15 protein-coding genes and 1 tRNA gene are annotated in these 16,359 nt (G+C 42.3%); 8 read left to right on the top strand and 8 right to left on the bottom strand.

Annotation, left to right across the window (positions count from 1 at the left end):
* Window positions 1-6 precede the first annotated feature (6 nt).
* The 5 genes from hpaA to dtpB all read left to right on the top strand — a co-directional run bounded on the left by hpaA (window position 7) and on the right by dtpB (window position 6,243).
* The gene (hpaA, locus tag ACE1SE_RS04075; protein ID WP_374052762.1) at window positions 7-933 is read left to right on the top strand and encodes a 4-hydroxyphenylacetate catabolism regulatory protein HpaA; all 927 of its coding nucleotides are present in this window, start codon (window positions 7-9) and stop codon (window positions 931-933) included.
* Window positions 934-1,320: 387 nt separating this feature from the next.
* Window positions 1,321-1,860 carry a hypothetical protein gene (locus ACE1SE_RS04070; RefSeq protein ID WP_374052761.1) on the top strand — a complete coding sequence of 180 codons (540 nt, stop codon included), beginning with the start codon at window positions 1,321-1,323 and terminating at the stop codon, window positions 1,858-1,860.
* 245 nt (window positions 1,861-2,105) lie between these two features.
* The gene (gene hpaB, locus ACE1SE_RS04065; protein ID WP_374052760.1) at window positions 2,106-3,668 is read left to right on the top strand and encodes a 4-hydroxyphenylacetate 3-monooxygenase, oxygenase component; all 1,563 of its coding nucleotides are present in this window, start codon (window positions 2,106-2,108) and stop codon (window positions 3,666-3,668) included.
* 21 nt (window positions 3,669-3,689) lie between these two features.
* Entirely contained in the window at window positions 3,690-4,208 is a 519-nt protein-coding gene (hpaC, locus tag ACE1SE_RS04060) for a 4-hydroxyphenylacetate 3-monooxygenase, reductase component (protein WP_374052759.1), read from the top strand.
* A 580-nt stretch (window positions 4,209-4,788) separates the two neighbouring features.
* A complete protein-coding gene (dtpB, locus tag ACE1SE_RS04055) occupies window positions 4,789-6,243 on the top strand; it encodes a dipeptide/tripeptide permease DtpB (RefSeq protein WP_374052758.1) in 1,455 nt (484 codons plus the stop codon).
* 151 nt (window positions 6,244-6,394) lie between these two features.
* Here dtpB and fbaA read toward each other — a convergent pair whose 3' ends face one another.
* The 5 genes from fbaA to ACE1SE_RS04030 all read right to left on the bottom strand — a co-directional run bounded on the left by fbaA (window position 6,395) and on the right by ACE1SE_RS04030 (window position 12,578).
* Window positions 6,395-7,471 (bottom strand): class II fructose-bisphosphate aldolase, encoded by a 1,077-nt coding sequence (fbaA, locus tag ACE1SE_RS04050; protein WP_374052757.1) that lies wholly within the window; start codon window positions 7,469-7,471, stop codon window positions 6,395-6,397.
* A gap of 57 nt (window positions 7,472-7,528) precedes the next feature.
* Window positions 7,529-8,695 (bottom strand): phosphoglycerate kinase, encoded by a 1,167-nt coding sequence (pgk, locus tag ACE1SE_RS04045; RefSeq protein ID WP_374052756.1) that lies wholly within the window; start codon window positions 8,693-8,695, stop codon window positions 7,529-7,531.
* Between the two features lie 74 nt (window positions 8,696-8,769).
* The gene (gene epd, locus ACE1SE_RS04040; RefSeq protein WP_374052755.1) at window positions 8,770-9,789 is read right to left on the bottom strand and encodes an erythrose-4-phosphate dehydrogenase; all 1,020 of its coding nucleotides are present in this window, start codon (window positions 9,787-9,789) and stop codon (window positions 8,770-8,772) included.
* Between the two features lie 288 nt (window positions 9,790-10,077).
* Entirely contained in the window at window positions 10,078-12,072 is a 1,995-nt protein-coding gene (tkt, locus tag ACE1SE_RS04035; protein ID WP_374052754.1) for a transketolase, read from the bottom strand.
* A 278-nt stretch (window positions 12,073-12,350) separates the two neighbouring features.
* Entirely contained in the window at window positions 12,351-12,578 is a 228-nt protein-coding gene (locus tag ACE1SE_RS04030) for a hypothetical protein (protein WP_374052753.1), read from the bottom strand.
* A 188-nt stretch (window positions 12,579-12,766) separates the two neighbouring features.
* Here ACE1SE_RS04030 and ACE1SE_RS04025 point away from each other — a divergent pair, with 188 nt between their 5' ends.
* Together ACE1SE_RS04025 and ACE1SE_RS04020 are read left to right on the top strand one after the other, a co-directional pair.
* Window positions 12,767-13,621: an N-acyl homoserine lactonase gene (locus ACE1SE_RS04025; RefSeq protein WP_374052752.1), complete on the top strand. Its 855-nt coding sequence runs from the start codon at window positions 12,767-12,769 to the stop codon at window positions 13,619-13,621.
* A 195-nt stretch (window positions 13,622-13,816) separates the two neighbouring features.
* Complete coding sequence (locus ACE1SE_RS04020) at window positions 13,817-13,963, top strand: hypothetical protein (RefSeq protein ID WP_374052751.1); 147 nt, start codon at window positions 13,817-13,819, stop codon at window positions 13,961-13,963.
* A gap of 165 nt (window positions 13,964-14,128) precedes the next feature.
* Here ACE1SE_RS04020 and ACE1SE_RS04015 read toward each other — a convergent pair.
* A tRNA-Asp gene (locus ACE1SE_RS04015) sits at window positions 14,129-14,205 on the bottom strand.
* A 137-nt stretch (window positions 14,206-14,342) separates the two neighbouring features.
* On the bottom strand, window positions 14,343-15,092 hold the full coding sequence (gene dnaQ / locus ACE1SE_RS04010) for a DNA polymerase III subunit epsilon (protein WP_374052750.1): 750 nt from the start codon (window positions 15,090-15,092) through the stop codon (window positions 14,343-14,345).
* Between the two features lie 63 nt (window positions 15,093-15,155).
* On the opposite strand from dnaQ, the gene rnhA reads away from it, so the two are divergent.
* Complete coding sequence (gene rnhA / locus ACE1SE_RS04005; protein ID WP_508171979.1) at window positions 15,156-15,626, top strand: ribonuclease HI; 471 nt, start codon at window positions 15,156-15,158, stop codon at window positions 15,624-15,626.
* Here rnhA and ACE1SE_RS04000 read toward each other — a convergent pair.
* Entirely contained in the window at window positions 15,623-16,351 is a 729-nt protein-coding gene (locus ACE1SE_RS04000) for a class I SAM-dependent methyltransferase (RefSeq protein ID WP_374052749.1), read from the bottom strand. The two genes, rnhA and ACE1SE_RS04000, sit on opposite strands and share 4 nt — an antisense overlap.
* Between the last annotated feature and the right edge of the window lie 8 nt (window positions 16,352-16,359).

The following is a 16,359-nucleotide window of genomic DNA, read 5'->3' as shown; positions in this document are numbered from 1 at the left end:
AAACCGATGCCTGCATCCCATGCGCTCAGAGCCAACAAGTCCATCATTTCTAATATTGATATCAGCAAGGATTATGACGAAACCCAGGGATCGGATGATATTCACTATCAAACTTTTGGTCGCATGGCTGCATTTTTCGGGCGTGATATGCAGGTGCATCGTCATGATGGTTTTTTCCAACTGCACTATCTGGTGACAGGGCGGATCGAACTACAATTAGATGAACAACATTATTCCGTACAAGCCCCTCTGTTTATCCTGACTCCACCTTCCGTCCCCCATGCTTTTTTTACGCAGGAAGATACTGACGGTTATGTACTGACCGTCCGTCAGGAGCTGATTACACCCTTACTCAGTTCGCTTTATCCCACCCATCGAGAACTGGTTGATATTCCAGCTATTTGTCTTTCCGTCGCGGATAAATACGATGAATTGGAAACATTCAACCATTATTGGGCACTGATTGGGCGTGAGTCTGCCAACCAATTTACCGGACGAGAACAATCGCTGACTTTCCTGGCTCAATCTCTGTTTACCTTTTTGCTGCGTAGTATTCCCCTTGACGATCATCATTCCGGAGGTGTCAGAGGAGAGTTGAAACTGTTTCAGCACTTTAACCAATTGATTGATCAACACTATCACCAACATCTTGCCGTGCCAGAATATGCAGAAAAATTGAGAATTACCGAATCACGCCTAAAGGATATGTGCCGACGCTTTGCCAATCGGCCACCCAAAAAACTGATCTTTGACCGACTACTGCGGGAGGCAAAACGGTTATTACTGTTTAGTGATAGCCCCGTATTTGAGGTAGCGTATCAGCTTGGGTTTAAAGATCCTGCTTATTTTACCCGATTTTTTAATCGATTAGTGGGATGCTCACCAAGTGTTTGGCGGGAGAGGAATTCAGGTGGAAATAATTATATTCAGTAACCGGTCTATTTCTAAGTTTAGGAAAGCGATCAAATATTAGTTGAAGCAACATAATTCATAAACGTTTCCTTAAATATCATTAAGGTGGATATATTTTTAAGTTAATAAATTAAATTATTAGAAAATATCCAGATATCATCAAGCAAACGTCAGTGACCACTAATCCTGTAACAGGTTTGTCGCTAAAGCGCTACAGGAACATATTATTAGACAACAATTAATTTCCCAATAACGATTAATTTCCAATAACGATTAATTTCCAATAACTATGCCACAGAAGCTGATATCGGTCATTACAGTGAAAAGTTACAATTGATATTTTTTTAATGGCATATTAAGACTGAGATACCACTTGAACAAATTTTCCGAAATAAAGGAGAAATAACAATGTCACTTCCCTATAACCTGTTTTTAGCCAGAAGAGCTATTAACTACGTAAACATTCAAATCGGTATTATTTCTCCAAATAAACTGCCATATCAAACACTTGAACAACAGTATGAGAGAAACAGATGCAATTTCGAGTTATTAAATACAAGAATAGCTATTCAAGAAAGGCTCCGGCAAGTTGTTGACGAGATACCCTCTGATTCCTTTTACAGAAAACATGCTCTGCTTTCTAACGTTACCACTATAGAGTCTCATCTGGGAAATTGTGGAGAAAAAGCTATTCTTGCTTTTTCACATCTTAAAATGCTGGGAGCAAGACCTCTTGATCTATTTGACATTAACATTGATAACAGAAGTGAAGATGCACACACAATTGTGGTGATTGGCAGAATAACAGGACATGAAACAGATCCTAAGACATGGAACCATGAATCAGTGGTATGTGACCCATGGGACAATCAGATCTACCCAATCAGCCTTTATGACAGCAAGATCCCATTTAGGGGAGGATTAATTTTACACTATCGTTATGTATGAAAGTGCTCCCCCTCCCACTGCCCCCGACACAGCAAAATAATTATTACTAAAACACAAAGCCGGTCACATTTACGCAACAAATTGCCGGCTTTTATCGAAAAGTACCAGTAAATCCTCCAAAAGTCTCTTCAAGAAGAGCCGTTTAGTCGCTTCAATCAAACAATGAAAGAAACATAAAATTAACACTTGTTCCCCATATGGATAACAAGCCCAAATAAGGGAACTTTTTGGAGTATGAGGTTGCTATGAGACTAGAAAATTTGCGTACTGATCATAAACGCCCATTTACCAGTAAAGAATACCTGAGTTCACTTCAGGATAGCCGCGAAATTTACATCTATGGTGAACAGGTCAAAGATGTCACAACCCACCCGGCTTTCCGCAATGCGGCTGCTTCAATTGGTCAACTGTATGATGCCCTTCATGCTCCGGAAACCCACGATGTACTCTGCTGGGATACCGATACCGGAAGTGGTGGCTATACACATAAATTCTTTCGTTTCGCCACCAGTTCTGATGATATCCGCCAGCAGCGTGATGCCATTGCCGAATGGTCACGTTTGACCTACGGCTGGATGGGACGTTCACCCGATTATAAAGCTGCATTCTGCTGCTCATTGGGTGCTTATCCTGAATATTATGGACAATTCGCTGACAATGCTCGTATCTGGTATAAGCGCATTCAGGAAAGCTGCATCTATTTCAACCATGCGATTGTTAATCCACCGATTGATCGCCATAAACCAGCAGATCAGGTCAAAGATGTTTTTATCCAGATAGAAAAAGAAACAGATGCTGGAATTATTGTCAGTGGTGCCAAAGTTGTCGCAACCAATTCAGCCCTGACTCACTATAATTTCATCGGTTTTGGCTCTGCACAGGTTATCGGGGATAATCCTGATTTTGCCCTCATGTTTGTTGCACCAATGGATGCTGATGGCGTGAAATTAATCTCCCGCGCCTCTTATGAATTGGTGGCCGGTGCCACTGGCTCCCCCTTTGATTACCCCCTTTCCAGTCGGTTTGATGAAAATGATGCCATTCTGGTCATGGATAAGGTATTAATTCCGTGGGAAAACGTGTTAATTTATCGCGATTTTGATCGAGCCCGTAATTGGGCAGTGCAAAGTGGTTTTGCGCGGCTGTTTCCCATGCAAGCCTGCGTACGTCTTGCCGTTAAACTGGATTTCATTACGGCACTGTTGCAAAAAAGCCTTGAATGCACTGGCGTGGTGGATTTCCGTGGTGTTCAGGCCGATTTGGGAGAGGTCGTTGCATGGCGCAATCTGTTCTGGTCACTGACAGATGCGATGTGGGCAGAAGCCAAGCCGTGGGAAAATGGCGCCTATCTGCCCGATACCCAAGCCATTCAGACTTATCGCGTGATGGCTCCCATAGCTTACACAAAAATCAAGAATATTATTGAAAGCAATGTCACCAGCGGTTTGATTTATTTACCATCCAGTGTACGTGACATGAATAATCCTGAGATCAATAAATATCTTGAAAAATATGTTCGTGGCTCTAATGGTATTGATCATGTGGAACGAATCAAGATTTTGAAATTAATGTGGGATGCCATTGGCAGCGAGTTCGGCGGTCGCCATGAATTATACGAAATTAATTATGCCGGCAGTCAGGACGAAATCCGCCTGCAATGTCTGCGTCATGCCTATGGCTCTGGCAATATGAAGAAAATGATGGAATTGGTAGATCGCTGTCTTTCTGACTATGATGTGAACGGCTGGACCAGTCCCCACTTACACAATAACTGTGATATTAACCTGTTAGATAAGCTGCTGAAATAAGTCAGTAGTAGGAGGCCTATTATGTCTGTAGAAAATAAACATCGCTTACGTTTCAGGGATGCGATGGCAAGCCTTTCCGCTGCGGTGAATATCATCACCACGGATGGTCCGACGGGGCGCTGCGGTATGACTGCAACGGCGGTGTGCTCTGTGACAGATACGCCTCCGACTCTGATGGTATGTATTAATCGCAATAGCGCCATGAATCCGGTATTTCAGGAAAATGGTCATCTTTGTGTCAATATCCTGAATCATGAACAGGAATTGATGGCCCGCCATTTCGCGGGCATGACAGGTATCAGTATGGAAGAGCGCTTTAATTGGGATATCTGGAAAACTGGCATACTAGGACAACCCTTGCTACAAGGGACACTCGCCAATTTAGAGGGATGTATTAAGCAAGTACAGGAAGTTGGTACTCACTATGTATATCTAGTAGAAATAAAACAGATTATTGTTCGTGAAGAAGGTCATGGCCTTATTTACTTTAAGCGTAGTTTTCATCCCGTGATGGATAAAAACATGGCAACCGTTGTTTAAAAAAAGCGCATTAAAACAGAAGTATTCTCAGCACAGCCTCATAACATGAAGGTTTCTTAACAAAGAGCCTTCATTTCTAAATTCTTATCAATATATTTTTAATTGATATTTAATAGACTTTGTATTGAATATTAGCAAAAAATTTCAGTCTGAAAACCCGCAACCCTATTTCAGAATACATAATAAAAATTTTACATATAGATTCAATTGATTCCATTTCATGCCAATTTTTATTTCACCTACCTCTTTTCAACAAATAACAAACAACAGAGATTAAATGACAATCAAATTGATTTATTTGCGAGCATAAAATCCACTTATTAATAATTTTTGATATTAATTTAGTGAATATTCTGTCAGATCTGGTATTACTTTTTTTAGTTAGTGTGATCAACCGTTGAGAAGATATCATACCAGTATATTAACCTTCCTCACTTCACGATCACCTTGAATGAATAAACAAAATCACAACTTGTGCGATACATTTAAGTAACAAATATGTTGGCAACAGTATAATTATCTGAATATATTTTTATCTGAGTGTACTGCCCATCTGATGATTGCAAACAGAGGCATCACTATGAGTAAAACTGCTCCGATCGGTTTATGGGATCAACCCAAACCTTTCTTCATGATATTTTTTGTAGAACTATGGGAACGATTTGGTTACTACGGTGTTCAAGGCATTCTGGCTGTTTACTTCGTTCAGCATCTCGGTTTTTCAGAAGCACAATCATTTATCACTTTTGGTGCATTTACTGCGCTGGTCTACGGCCTGATTTCCATCGGTGGTTATGTTGGTGATCATTTACTGGGGACAAAACGAACCATTGTTTTGGGTGCTATCGTACTGGCGATAGGCTACTTCATGATTGGCCTTTCCATCATCAATCCTGAGCTGATTTTTTATGCCCTGGGAACCGTTGCTGTTGGTAATGGCCTTTTTAAAGCTAATCCAGCCAGTCTGCTGTCAAAATGTTACCAGCCGCAAGACCCGCGTTTGGATGGTGCATTTACGCTATTTTATATGTCTATCAATCTTGGCTCTCTGGTTTCCCTCTCTCTTGCCCCCGTCATTGCTGAAAAATATGGTTATGCCATCACCTATAATATCTGCGGTATCGGCCTGATTATTGCCCTGCTGGTTTATATCGCCTGTCGCCGTATGGTACATAACATCGGTTCAGAGCCAGACCATGCCCCTTTGCGCTATATCACCTTGTTTTTGGTCTTAATCGGTGCAGTTGTAATGATTGGTATCTGTGCATGGTTATTGCACAACATCAAAATTGCCAATATTGCCCTTATGGCGATCTCAACTATCGTTGTAGTGATTTTCTTCTGGCAGGCATTCAAACAGGACAGAGTTGGCCGTAATAAGATGTTTGTGGCATTTATTCTGATGCTTCAGGCTATCGTGTTCTATATCCTGTATAACCAGATGCCAACTTCCCTCAACTTCTTCGCCATCAACAATGTTCATCACCAGATTCTGGGTTTTAATATCAATCCCATCAGTTTTCAGGCACTTAACCCATTTTGGATCATCGTCGTCAGCCCTGTCTTGGCCGTGGTTTACACTAAACTGGGTAACAAAGGTAAAGATTTTTCCATGCCAACAAAATTCACCTTCGGCATGTTCTTGTGTTCTTTGGGGTTCCTGACCGCCGCAGCCTCTGGTTTATTTGCTGATGAAAATGGTATTACATCCCCATGGTTTATTGTGCTGGTGTATCTGTTCCAAAGCGTCGGAGAGTTAATGATCAGCGCATTGGGACTGGCAATGGTAGCAACGTTTGTTCCTAGCTATCTGACTGGTTTTATTCTGGGTATGTGGTTCCTGTCACAAGCCGCAGCATCAGTGTTGGGTAGTTATGTAGCAACCTTTACTGCCGCACCAGAAGGCGTGACTAATCCACTGCAAACCCTGCCAATTTATACTAACGTATTTGGTAAAATTGGAATTGCAACCCTGATTGTCGCTGTGATTATGGCCTTTATGGTGCCGTGGTTAAATAAAATTATGAAAGCGTAATCTGTCCAATCCTGTTTGATTAAACAAATTTTCCGCTCGTTGATAAGTCAAATAACGGGTGGGAAATACTCGATTAAGCTGGCTAATTCAAGAAGAACTTAGCCAGCTTTTATATTAGCTAAATAATAAATTTTATATAAATAACAATTTATTACAACACATCAACTGCATTCAGTTCTTTAAAAGTTTGCTCCAGGCGAACAACCATGGAAGCCTGAGCAGCACGCAGCCAAACACGTGGATCGTAGAACTTCTTGTTAGGTTTATCTGCCCCTTCAGGGTTACCTAACTGGCCTTGCAGGTAGCCTTCATTCTTTTTGTAGTAGTTCAGGATACCTTCCCAAGTTGCCCACTGAGTATCGGTATCGATATTCATCTTCACTACACCGTAGCTCACGGCTTCCTGAATCTCTTCTGCGGTAGAACCAGAACCACCGTGGAAGACAAAATCCAGACTGTTGTGTGGCAAGTTGAATTTTTCAGAAACGTAGTCCTGTGAATTGCGCAGAATTTTTGGCGTCAGTTTGACGTTTCCAGGTTTATATACACCATGAACATTACCGAAAGAAGCCGCGATGGTAAAACGCGGGCTGATAGCGTTCAGTTTCTCATACGCATAGGCCACATCTTCTGGCTGTGTATACAGGGAAGAGCTGTCCAGATGGGAATTATCAACACCATCTTCTTCACCACCAGTACAACCCAGTTCGATTTCCAGTGTCATATCGATTTTCGCCATACGTGCCAGATATTGGCTGCAAATCTCGATATTTTCTTCCAGAGATTCTTCTGACAGGTCAATCATGTGAGAGGAGAACAGGGGCTTGCCCGTTTGCGCGTAGTGTTTCTCACCCGCTTCCAGCAGGCCATCTATCCATGGCAGCAGTTTACGTGCACAATGGTCGGTATGCAGAATAACAGGTACACCATAATGTTCTGCCATCTGGTGAACATGGTGAGCACCAGAAATAGCACCAATAATCGCTGCTTGTTGACCTTCTGCTTTCAAACCCTTACCAGCAATGAAAGAGGCACCACCGTTAGAAAACTGGATAATGACCGGAGCACGTACTTTTGCCGCCGTTTCCAACACTGCATTGATGGAATCAGTACCGACGCAGTTAACCGCTGGTAACGCGAAATTGTTTTCTTTAGCGACAGCAAAGACTTTTTGAACATCATCACCAGTGATGACACCCGGTTTTACGAAATCAAAAATTTTAGACATGTTACGTGGTCCTGTATTGACATTGAACAGGCAGCCAATACTGCCTGTTATTACAACTTAATGACTTTTAGCACGTTCTTCCAGCATCACAACGGCTGGCAGTTTTTTGCCTTCAACGAATTCAAGGAAAGCACCACCACCAGTAGAGATGTAAGAGATCTTGTCAGCAATTTCGAACAGATCGATTGCTGCCAAAGTATCACCACCCCCTGCGATAGAAAAAGCATCACTCTCGGCAATTGAACGGGCAATAATTTCGGTTCCTTTACGGAAGTTAGGGAATTCAAAAACACCTACAGGACCATTCCACAAAATGGTCTTGGCGCTTTTCAGAATTTCAGCCAGACGTTCGGCAGAAGCATCACCCAAGTCAAGGATCTGCTCTTCGTCTTGAATTTCGCTGGTGGATTTCAGCGTTGCTTCCGCTGTTTCAGAGAATTCTGTCGCAACACGAACATCGGTAGGAACTGGGATGTCACAGCTTTCCATCAATTTTTTCGCTTCTGAGATCAAATCATCTTCGTACAGCGAACGACCAACATTGTGTCCTTCTGCGGCAACAAATGTATTAGCGATTCCACCACCCACAATCAGTTGATCGGCAATTTTGGACAGCGAATCAAGAACGGTCAGTTTGGTTGAAACCTTAGAGCCCCCTACAATCGCTACCATTGGACGGGCAGGATTGTGCAGTGCTTTACCCAAAGCTTCCAGTTCACCAGATAGCAGTGGACCAGCACAAGCAATAGGGGCAAACTTAGCAACGCCATGAGTTGACGCTTGTGCACGGTGCGCAGTACCAAAAGCATCCATTACATACACATCACACAGTGCAGCATACTGTTTTGATAACGTTTCATCGTCTTTTTTCTCACCTTTGTTGAAGCGAACGTTTTCCAGAACCACTAATTCACCTTCCGACACTTCAACACCATCCAGATAGGTTTTTTCCAGACGAACAGGAGAAGAAAGTGCTTCTTTCAAATAATCAACGACAGGTTGTAGTGAGAACTCTTCGTTGTATTCTCCCTCAGTTGGGCGTCCCAGGTGAGAAGTAACCATGACCTTGGCTCCCTGATTCAACGCAGCCTCAATTGTTGGCAAAGACGCACGGATACGTGCATCAGAAGTCACTTTGCCATCTTTTACAGGCACATTCAGATCAGCACGGATCAATACGCGTTTACCCGCCAGATCTAAATCAGTCATCTTAATTACAGACATGGTGAATCCTCTCATTGATTCTTTATAAAATTACTCAATCTTCTGCTGTGTGCCATTTGTGACACAACAAATGATTATTTGAAACCGGTTGCGGCCATTGCCAGTGTCGTATCAATCATACGATTAGCAAAGCCCCACTCATTGTCACACCACACAAGGGTTTTAATCAGGTGCTTTCCGCTAACCCTCGTTTGTGTACCATCCACAATAGCACTGTGGGGATCGTGATTAAAATCCGTTGAAACCAACGGCAGATCTGTGTAGTCCACTATACCATGAAACTCTCTGGTCGCTGATTTTTGCAGGAGCTGGTTCACATCTTCTACATTCACTGGCGAACAGACTGTTACGCTCAAGTCAATGGCGGTCACATTGATAGTCGGTACGCGAACAGAAATCGCCTCAAACCGATCATTAAATTTAGGGAAAATACGTGTGATCCCCGCAGCCAGTTTTGTATCAACAGGAATGATGGATTGACTGGCCGCCCGGGTTCGACGTAAATCACAGTGATAAGCATCAATCACAGGTTGATCATTCATTGATGCGTGAATGGTCGTCACCGTACCAGACTCAATATTGAACGCATCGTCCAACATTTTAATGATTGGAATGATGCAGTTTGTGGTACAGGATGCATTAGAAACAATGCGATCTTCGGCAACCAATGAATGGTGATTAACACCATATACTACGGTTGCATCCAGATTATTTCCTCCTGGATGCGCAAATAGGACTTTTTTGGCTCCGCTGGCGATATGAGACTCTCCGTCTACCCGTTCACCATACTTGCCTGTGCAATCAAGAACTATATCAATACCCAATTCTTTCCACGGCAGAGCCGAGATATTCGGTTGATGAAACAGCCGGATGCTATCGTCCCCTATTTGCAATAAATCATTATTCAGGCGTACATCCCATGCAAAACGCCCATGACTGGAATCGTATTTCAACAAGTGAGCAATGCCTTGTGCATTTGCCAACTCATTGATAGCGATCACTGAAATTTCAGCTTGACGCCCGGATTCGTAAAGAGCACGCAAGACGCTGCGCCCTATTCTTCCGAAACCATTAATCGCTACCCTGATAGTCATGTTACTCCCTGAATTTCTCTGTAGTTACGCGACCGCTTAGAATAACTGAGCAATGTCTACTTGTACTGATAATTCATCACAAAATTAACCAGATTGTGACAGACAAGACATTTTATTATCTCATTTATGCACTTAACTGAAACGGTTCAGCAACCATAAAAGCAGATTACGAGAAAAAAAGAGTGATAGCAAGCGTCATTCGTCACATTATGGAGGAAAAGTTGAACAAAAAAAGAGCGCATCCGCCCTAAAATTGATGCGAATGCGCTTAATAGGATTATTTGGCGATTATTTCAGCAAAGCTGTTGCCTTCGCTACTACATTTTCAACAGTAAAGCCAAACTCTTTAAACAGCACATCAGCAGGTGCAGATTCACCGAAAGTGTTCATACCAATGACAGCGCCATTGATACCAACATATTTGAACCAGTAATCAGAAATACCCGCTTCAATGGCAACACGGGCAGAAACCGCCGCTGGCAGTACCGCTTCACGGTATGCAGCATCCTGCTTATCGAAAGCATCAGTAGATGGCATAGAAACCACGCGAACCTGACGACCTTCGGCAGTCAGTTGATCAGTCGCTTTCACTGCTAATTCCACTTCGGAACCCGTTGCAATCAGGATCAATTCAGGCTGGCCTGCGCAATCCTTCAGGATGTAAGCTCCTTTCTCAATATTCGCCAATTGTTCAGCAGTACGATCCTGCTGTGCCAGATTTTGACGGGAGAAGATCAGTGAAGTTGGGCCATTGTTGCGCTCAATTGCATACTTCCACGCAACCGCAGATTCAACCTGGTCACATGGACGCCATGTGCTCATGTTTGGTGTTACGCGCAAGCTAGCAATCTGCTCGACTGGCTGGTGAGTTGGGCCATCTTCACCCAAGCCGATGGAATCGTGGGTATAAACGAAGATGCTGCGCACTTTCATCAATGCCGCCATGCGTACAGCGTTACGGGCATATTCCACGAACATCAGGAATGTTGCGCCATAAGGCACAAAACCACCATGCAATGCAATACCGTTCATGATAGCAGACATACCGAATTCACGCACACCGTAGTGAATGTAGTTACCGTCTTGAACTTCGTTCAGAGGCCTGGAACCAGACCACATGGTCAGGTTACTTGGTGCTAAGTCAGCAGAGCCGCCCATGAATTCTGGCAGAACTTTACCGAATGCTTCCAGTGCATTTTGTGATGCCTTACGGCTGGCAATGGAGGCTGGGTTCTGTTGTAGTTTTTCAATGAATGCTTTGGATTCAGCCTCCCAATTCGCTGGCAGCTCACCGCTGGTACGACGGTTGAATTCAGCTGCCAGTTCTGGATAAGCTTGCGCATAGGCAGCAAATTTTTCTTCCCAGCTTGCTTCTTTGGTTTTACCAGCTTCCTGAGCGTTCCAGCCAGCGTAAATGTCTTGAGGAATTTCAAACGCAGGATGTTCCCAACCCAACGCTTTACGGGTTGCTTCAATTTCAGCATCACCCAGCGGGGCACCATGACATTCTTCTTTGCCTGCTTTATTTGGTGAACCAAAGCCGATGATGGTTTTGCACATCAGCAAGGATGGTTTGTTTGTTTCTTTGCGTGCTGCTTCGATAGCTGCCGCAATAGCGTCAGAGTCATGACCATCTACGCCACGGATAACATGCCAGCCATAGGCTTCAAAGCGTGTTGCGGTATCATCAGTGAACCAACCTTCTACCTCACCGTCGATAGAGATACCGTTATCATCATAGAATGCGATCAATTTGCCCAGTTTCAGTGTACCCGCCAAAGAGCAAACTTCATGGGAGATCCCTTCCATCATACAGCCGTCGCCCATGAACACATAAGTGTAGTGATCGACGATATCATGGTCTGGACGGTTAAACTGCGCTGACAGTGTGCGTTCTGCAATCGCAAAGCCTACTGCATTAGCGATCCCCTGTCCCAATGGGCCAGTAGTGGTTTCTACGCCTGGAGTATAGCCATATTCTGGATGGCCCGGAGTTTTAGAGTGTAATTGACGGAAATTCTTCAAATCATCAATAGAAACATCATAACCTGTCAGGTGCAGAAGGCTGTATATCAGCATGGAGCCGTGACCATTAGATAACACGAAACGGTCACGATCAACCCAGCCAGGATTCGAAGGGTTATGGTTCAAATAATCACGCCACAGCACTTCGGCAATGTCAGCCATTCCCATTGGTGCGCCAGGATGCCCTGATTTTGCTTTCTGCACAGCGTCCATGCTCAAGAAGCGGATAGCATTAGCAAGGGTTTTACGAGTGGTCATTCTTTACTCCAAGTCGGATAAAAGCGTTAGTGAACTAAGGACTAATTTTCGCAGCGCAGCATACAAACCGCAATCATTAATACCAGATAATTAATGCCAGATGATAAGGAGAACTATCTTAATTTCTCCTTGACAATAATTATTTGATTTACCTCGTTGTTTTGGTTCTCTGTCAAGACCATGCTGACAACTAAAGGTGATCTTGCGCAAATAAGGAATAATTTCCTGACGTGATTTGCGCAATAGAAAGCCACGTATTAGACACGATACCCAATAGGTTAATCAAGGCCAAAAAAACCCATTTTTCTGCCAAGCCAAGATAATGAACAAAATTCACTTGTAATATATTTGATGTCAACTGCGATTTTGGTGATATCTCCTGTTCCAGGGATACATTCCCTTGCTGATATGACATGGCTTGAAAGTCTACCGGAAAAGATAATTGCTCTATAAAAAATAAAAAAGCAAAATAAAAATTTATAAATAAACCATTCATGGACAGCCATTATTATTCTATTTTTATTTTAAATAAATTATCACCAAATATAAAAATAACCCATGAAAATATGCCACCGACTCAATAAGATTTAATTATTAGATGATAAAAAAAAGTAATTTGAATTAATACTATAAAAAGGTGAATTTATAAACTCATCATCATTCTACAATATTAAAAAATAATTAAGGAAATAACATGAGGAAAATAATTATTTTTATTTCTTTATATTTATTGGGATTGCAAATAACTTTTGCTGACGTTAACTCAATAAATACAAACTCTGGTTACGATCTTGCGACAGAATTAACTCAAAGATATAACGATACTAGAAATGATTGTGGAGATGGGGATCGTCCTGCATTTTTATGTTCTGGGATTATGTTAAGAGGAACAGTCCCTTCATATAACTATTATTCTTGGAATCCAAGTCCACACTCTCAAAGTAGCGGTGGTGTATCATTTTCTTATTTGAGAACTGACTCTAAACTTATTACATTAGATGCTGGTTACACAAATGGTTTCATTTTTGCTCCTTATTTATCCGCATCGGCAAATAATAAACAACACCCTGAAGCTCTTTGCTATTTCCCTATCAACGCAGTCTCTGCCGACAGAGATGACAAAGGATGTGGTGCTACTCCTGAGATTCCCCGCAGTGCTCCTTGTCAACAAATTGGAATTACTACTGCTCAACAGTGGATAAAAAATGGAAGCGATGAAGAAAGTCAGTGTGGTTTTGATGTCAGCATTAAACCAGGAGAAAATCATGCTGATGCTTTCATACAGGGAGTTCAGGCGCGTTTACAGCTCTCGCTGGCAATAAATAATGAGTTAATATTGGCTACCTGGCCCCAGAATATTCCCAATGAATTACCCATTGAAGCCTTCTTTTATCTTCAGGGAGGGCTTAACGGTGCGCAACATGATCAAAAGGAATTTTATAATGTCACTGGGAAAATAATACCAATTATACGAATAAATCTTCCTACCAATTATAGTCAAGATGCTACTTTTATTTATAATAAAGAGGATCAAATCATTAACAATTAAAATAAAGAACAGAAAATAAAACTAAAAGCCAAAGTCAGTTTCATTAAGTGCTATAACTAAAGATTTGATCGTAGAATGTGGCTATTCACTAAAACCTCTATCGTGAATAGCCACCATACAATTGACAATTTAATATTCCATATATTAAATTATTTATATATTACAAATTACATTTTATTTCAAATCTGACTACAAATGCCTAAATCTAACCTAACATTCAATCCAATACCGACACTCACTATCATGCAACCAGATTCCATCAATACAAAACGCGATGGACTTATTCGTTTACTACATGATTGTGTCGAAAGTAATGCCTCCATCGGCTTTATTGCCCCCTGAAAGAGAACGAAGCAGAACAATACTGGCAAAATGTCGAAGCAGATCTCACAGCAGTCATCGATTCCAACGGGAAATTTTCAGGGACAACGTACTTTTATAAATCAATTTGAAATGTTATGCAAAAAACAAAAAACCCTGAGTCAGAAACTCAGGGTTTATAAATTCTGGCGGTGCGGACGGGACTCGAACCCGCGACCCCCGGCGTGACAGGCCGGTATTCTAACCAACTGAACTACCGCACCGCGTGGTGTTCTGGTTGAGAACGGGGTGGATGATACGGGTTACGATAAAATCCGTCAATCGCTTTTTATAACAAAACAGTTCGCTTGCACAATTTTTCGCCTCAATTATGCATTTACCGCCATTTTGCTGCTGTTTCTCAATGTGTCTGTCCAGATTTTATACGCCAAAGACAGCTTCCTCCTTTCTTTTCCACCAAATCCAAACGAGATTCATGCTGAATTAATTCTTCATCGGAAGCATAAACAATTTTCAGTCCCGCCTGTGGGCGAGTAATTTTCTGGATTTCTGCCACTTGCGTATTACCTGACGTTTCTCCTTCCATCGAAAAAGCCAATGATGTCTGACCACCTGTCATTGACAGATAAACATCTGCCAGAATCTCGGCATCGAGCAACGCCCCGTGAAGAGTACGTTTTGAGTTATCGATATGGTAACGGTCACATAACGCATCGAGATTATTACGTTTGCCGGGGAAAAGTTTCCTCGCCAATACCAAACTATCTGTAATGGTACAAAACTCAGCAGTGGGTGGAATATCTCGATTCAATTTACTGAATTCATAATCCATAAAGCCGATATCAAACGTTGCGTTATGAATAATCAACTCAGCACCACGGATAAATTCAATAAATTCATCAGCGATATCAGCAAATTTCGGTTTATCCTGCAAAAATTCATCACTAATCCCATGAACTTCAAACGCTTCAGGATCAACTAAACGTTCTGGTTTGACATAAATATGAAAATGGCGTCCTGTCAGACGACGATTGATAACCTCCACGGCTCCAATTTCAATGATATTGTGTCCCTCATAGTGAACACCTAACTTGTTCATACCAGTTGTTTCGGTATCGAGGACTATTTGGCGGGTAATAGCAGTGCTCATAATGTTTTTTTGTGTCAGACTTAGATTTTTGATTAAAGACAATATAGGAAGAGTCTACCAAAAATGAACAAACAGGTAGAAATTTTCACCGATGGTTCTTGCCTTGGTAATCCTGGTCCTGGCGGATATGGCGTTTTACTCCGCTACCAACAACAAGAAAAAACCTTGAGTGGCGGTTATTTTCGCACAACCAATAACCGTATGGAATTAATGGCAGCCATAATCGGATTGGAAGCTCTAAAACGTCCCTGTACTGTGATCCTGACGACGGACAGCCAGTATGTACGTCAAGGGATAACACAATGGATACATAACTGGAAAAAACGCGGCTGGAAAAAAGCGGATAAATCTCCCGTCGTCAATGTCGATCTCTGGCAGCGGCTCGATAAAGCTATCTTGCTGCATGACATTGATTGGCGTTGGGTCAAAGGCCACGCCGGACATCAGGAAAATGAACGGTGTGACGAGCTGGCTCGCACGGCCGCTAATAACCCGACTCAAACGGATGATGGCTATATCGAAAGCGAAAATTAACCCATCAACTCATAGCGTCGGTGAATATTTTTCGCCGCCCCCAGCGCATTACTGAATCTTGGTTTCATCAATGTTGCCCGCATGGGGTTTAATGTCAACGGTATTGTCCGTTTGCGGGCAATAATCACGTTCAGACAACCAAATATTGACATACAGGAGTTATCAAGACGCTTTCCGCTTTGCCATGGTAAAACATGGAAGTTAGCATGATGGATAACTTCATAATTAAGAAGACGCAGCCAATCCAATTGGCGCAGTATTGTAAACATTTGGGTTCGGCAAGCTTGCCGACGATATATTGGGGCAAGCATTTTCCTGAAACCTAATATACTCATTGGATTAAAACCACTGATAACCAACCAACCATCGTCTATCATGATCCTGTCGACTTCTCTCAAAAGCCAATGTGGATCAATACTATAAGTCAACATATGCGCCAACAAACAGGCATCAACAGATTTAGTTGCAAAAGGGAGATAATTGGGATCAGTAATGACATTCATACTTTGTCCTTGTAACCCTATATTGACTTGATGGCTGACCAAACAGGAACGAGTATCAATTTCGGCACTTAAGTTACCGATTTTCACTAAATGAAAACCAAAGATTTTGGGCCACCACGGTTTCAATTGACGTTCCAGGGCGACACGGTAATATTCTCCCCACGGTAACTCGGCCCAAGAAGCAGGGGGAGTTATTTGCTTAATTGAACGTGCTGATCGCATGTCATCTT

Source organism: Xenorhabdus taiwanensis (assembly GCF_036512875.1).
GTDB classification, from domain to species: Bacteria; Pseudomonadota; Gammaproteobacteria; order Enterobacterales; family Enterobacteriaceae; genus Xenorhabdus; species Xenorhabdus taiwanensis.
This window is presented reverse-complemented; position numbering and strand designations above follow the sequence as displayed.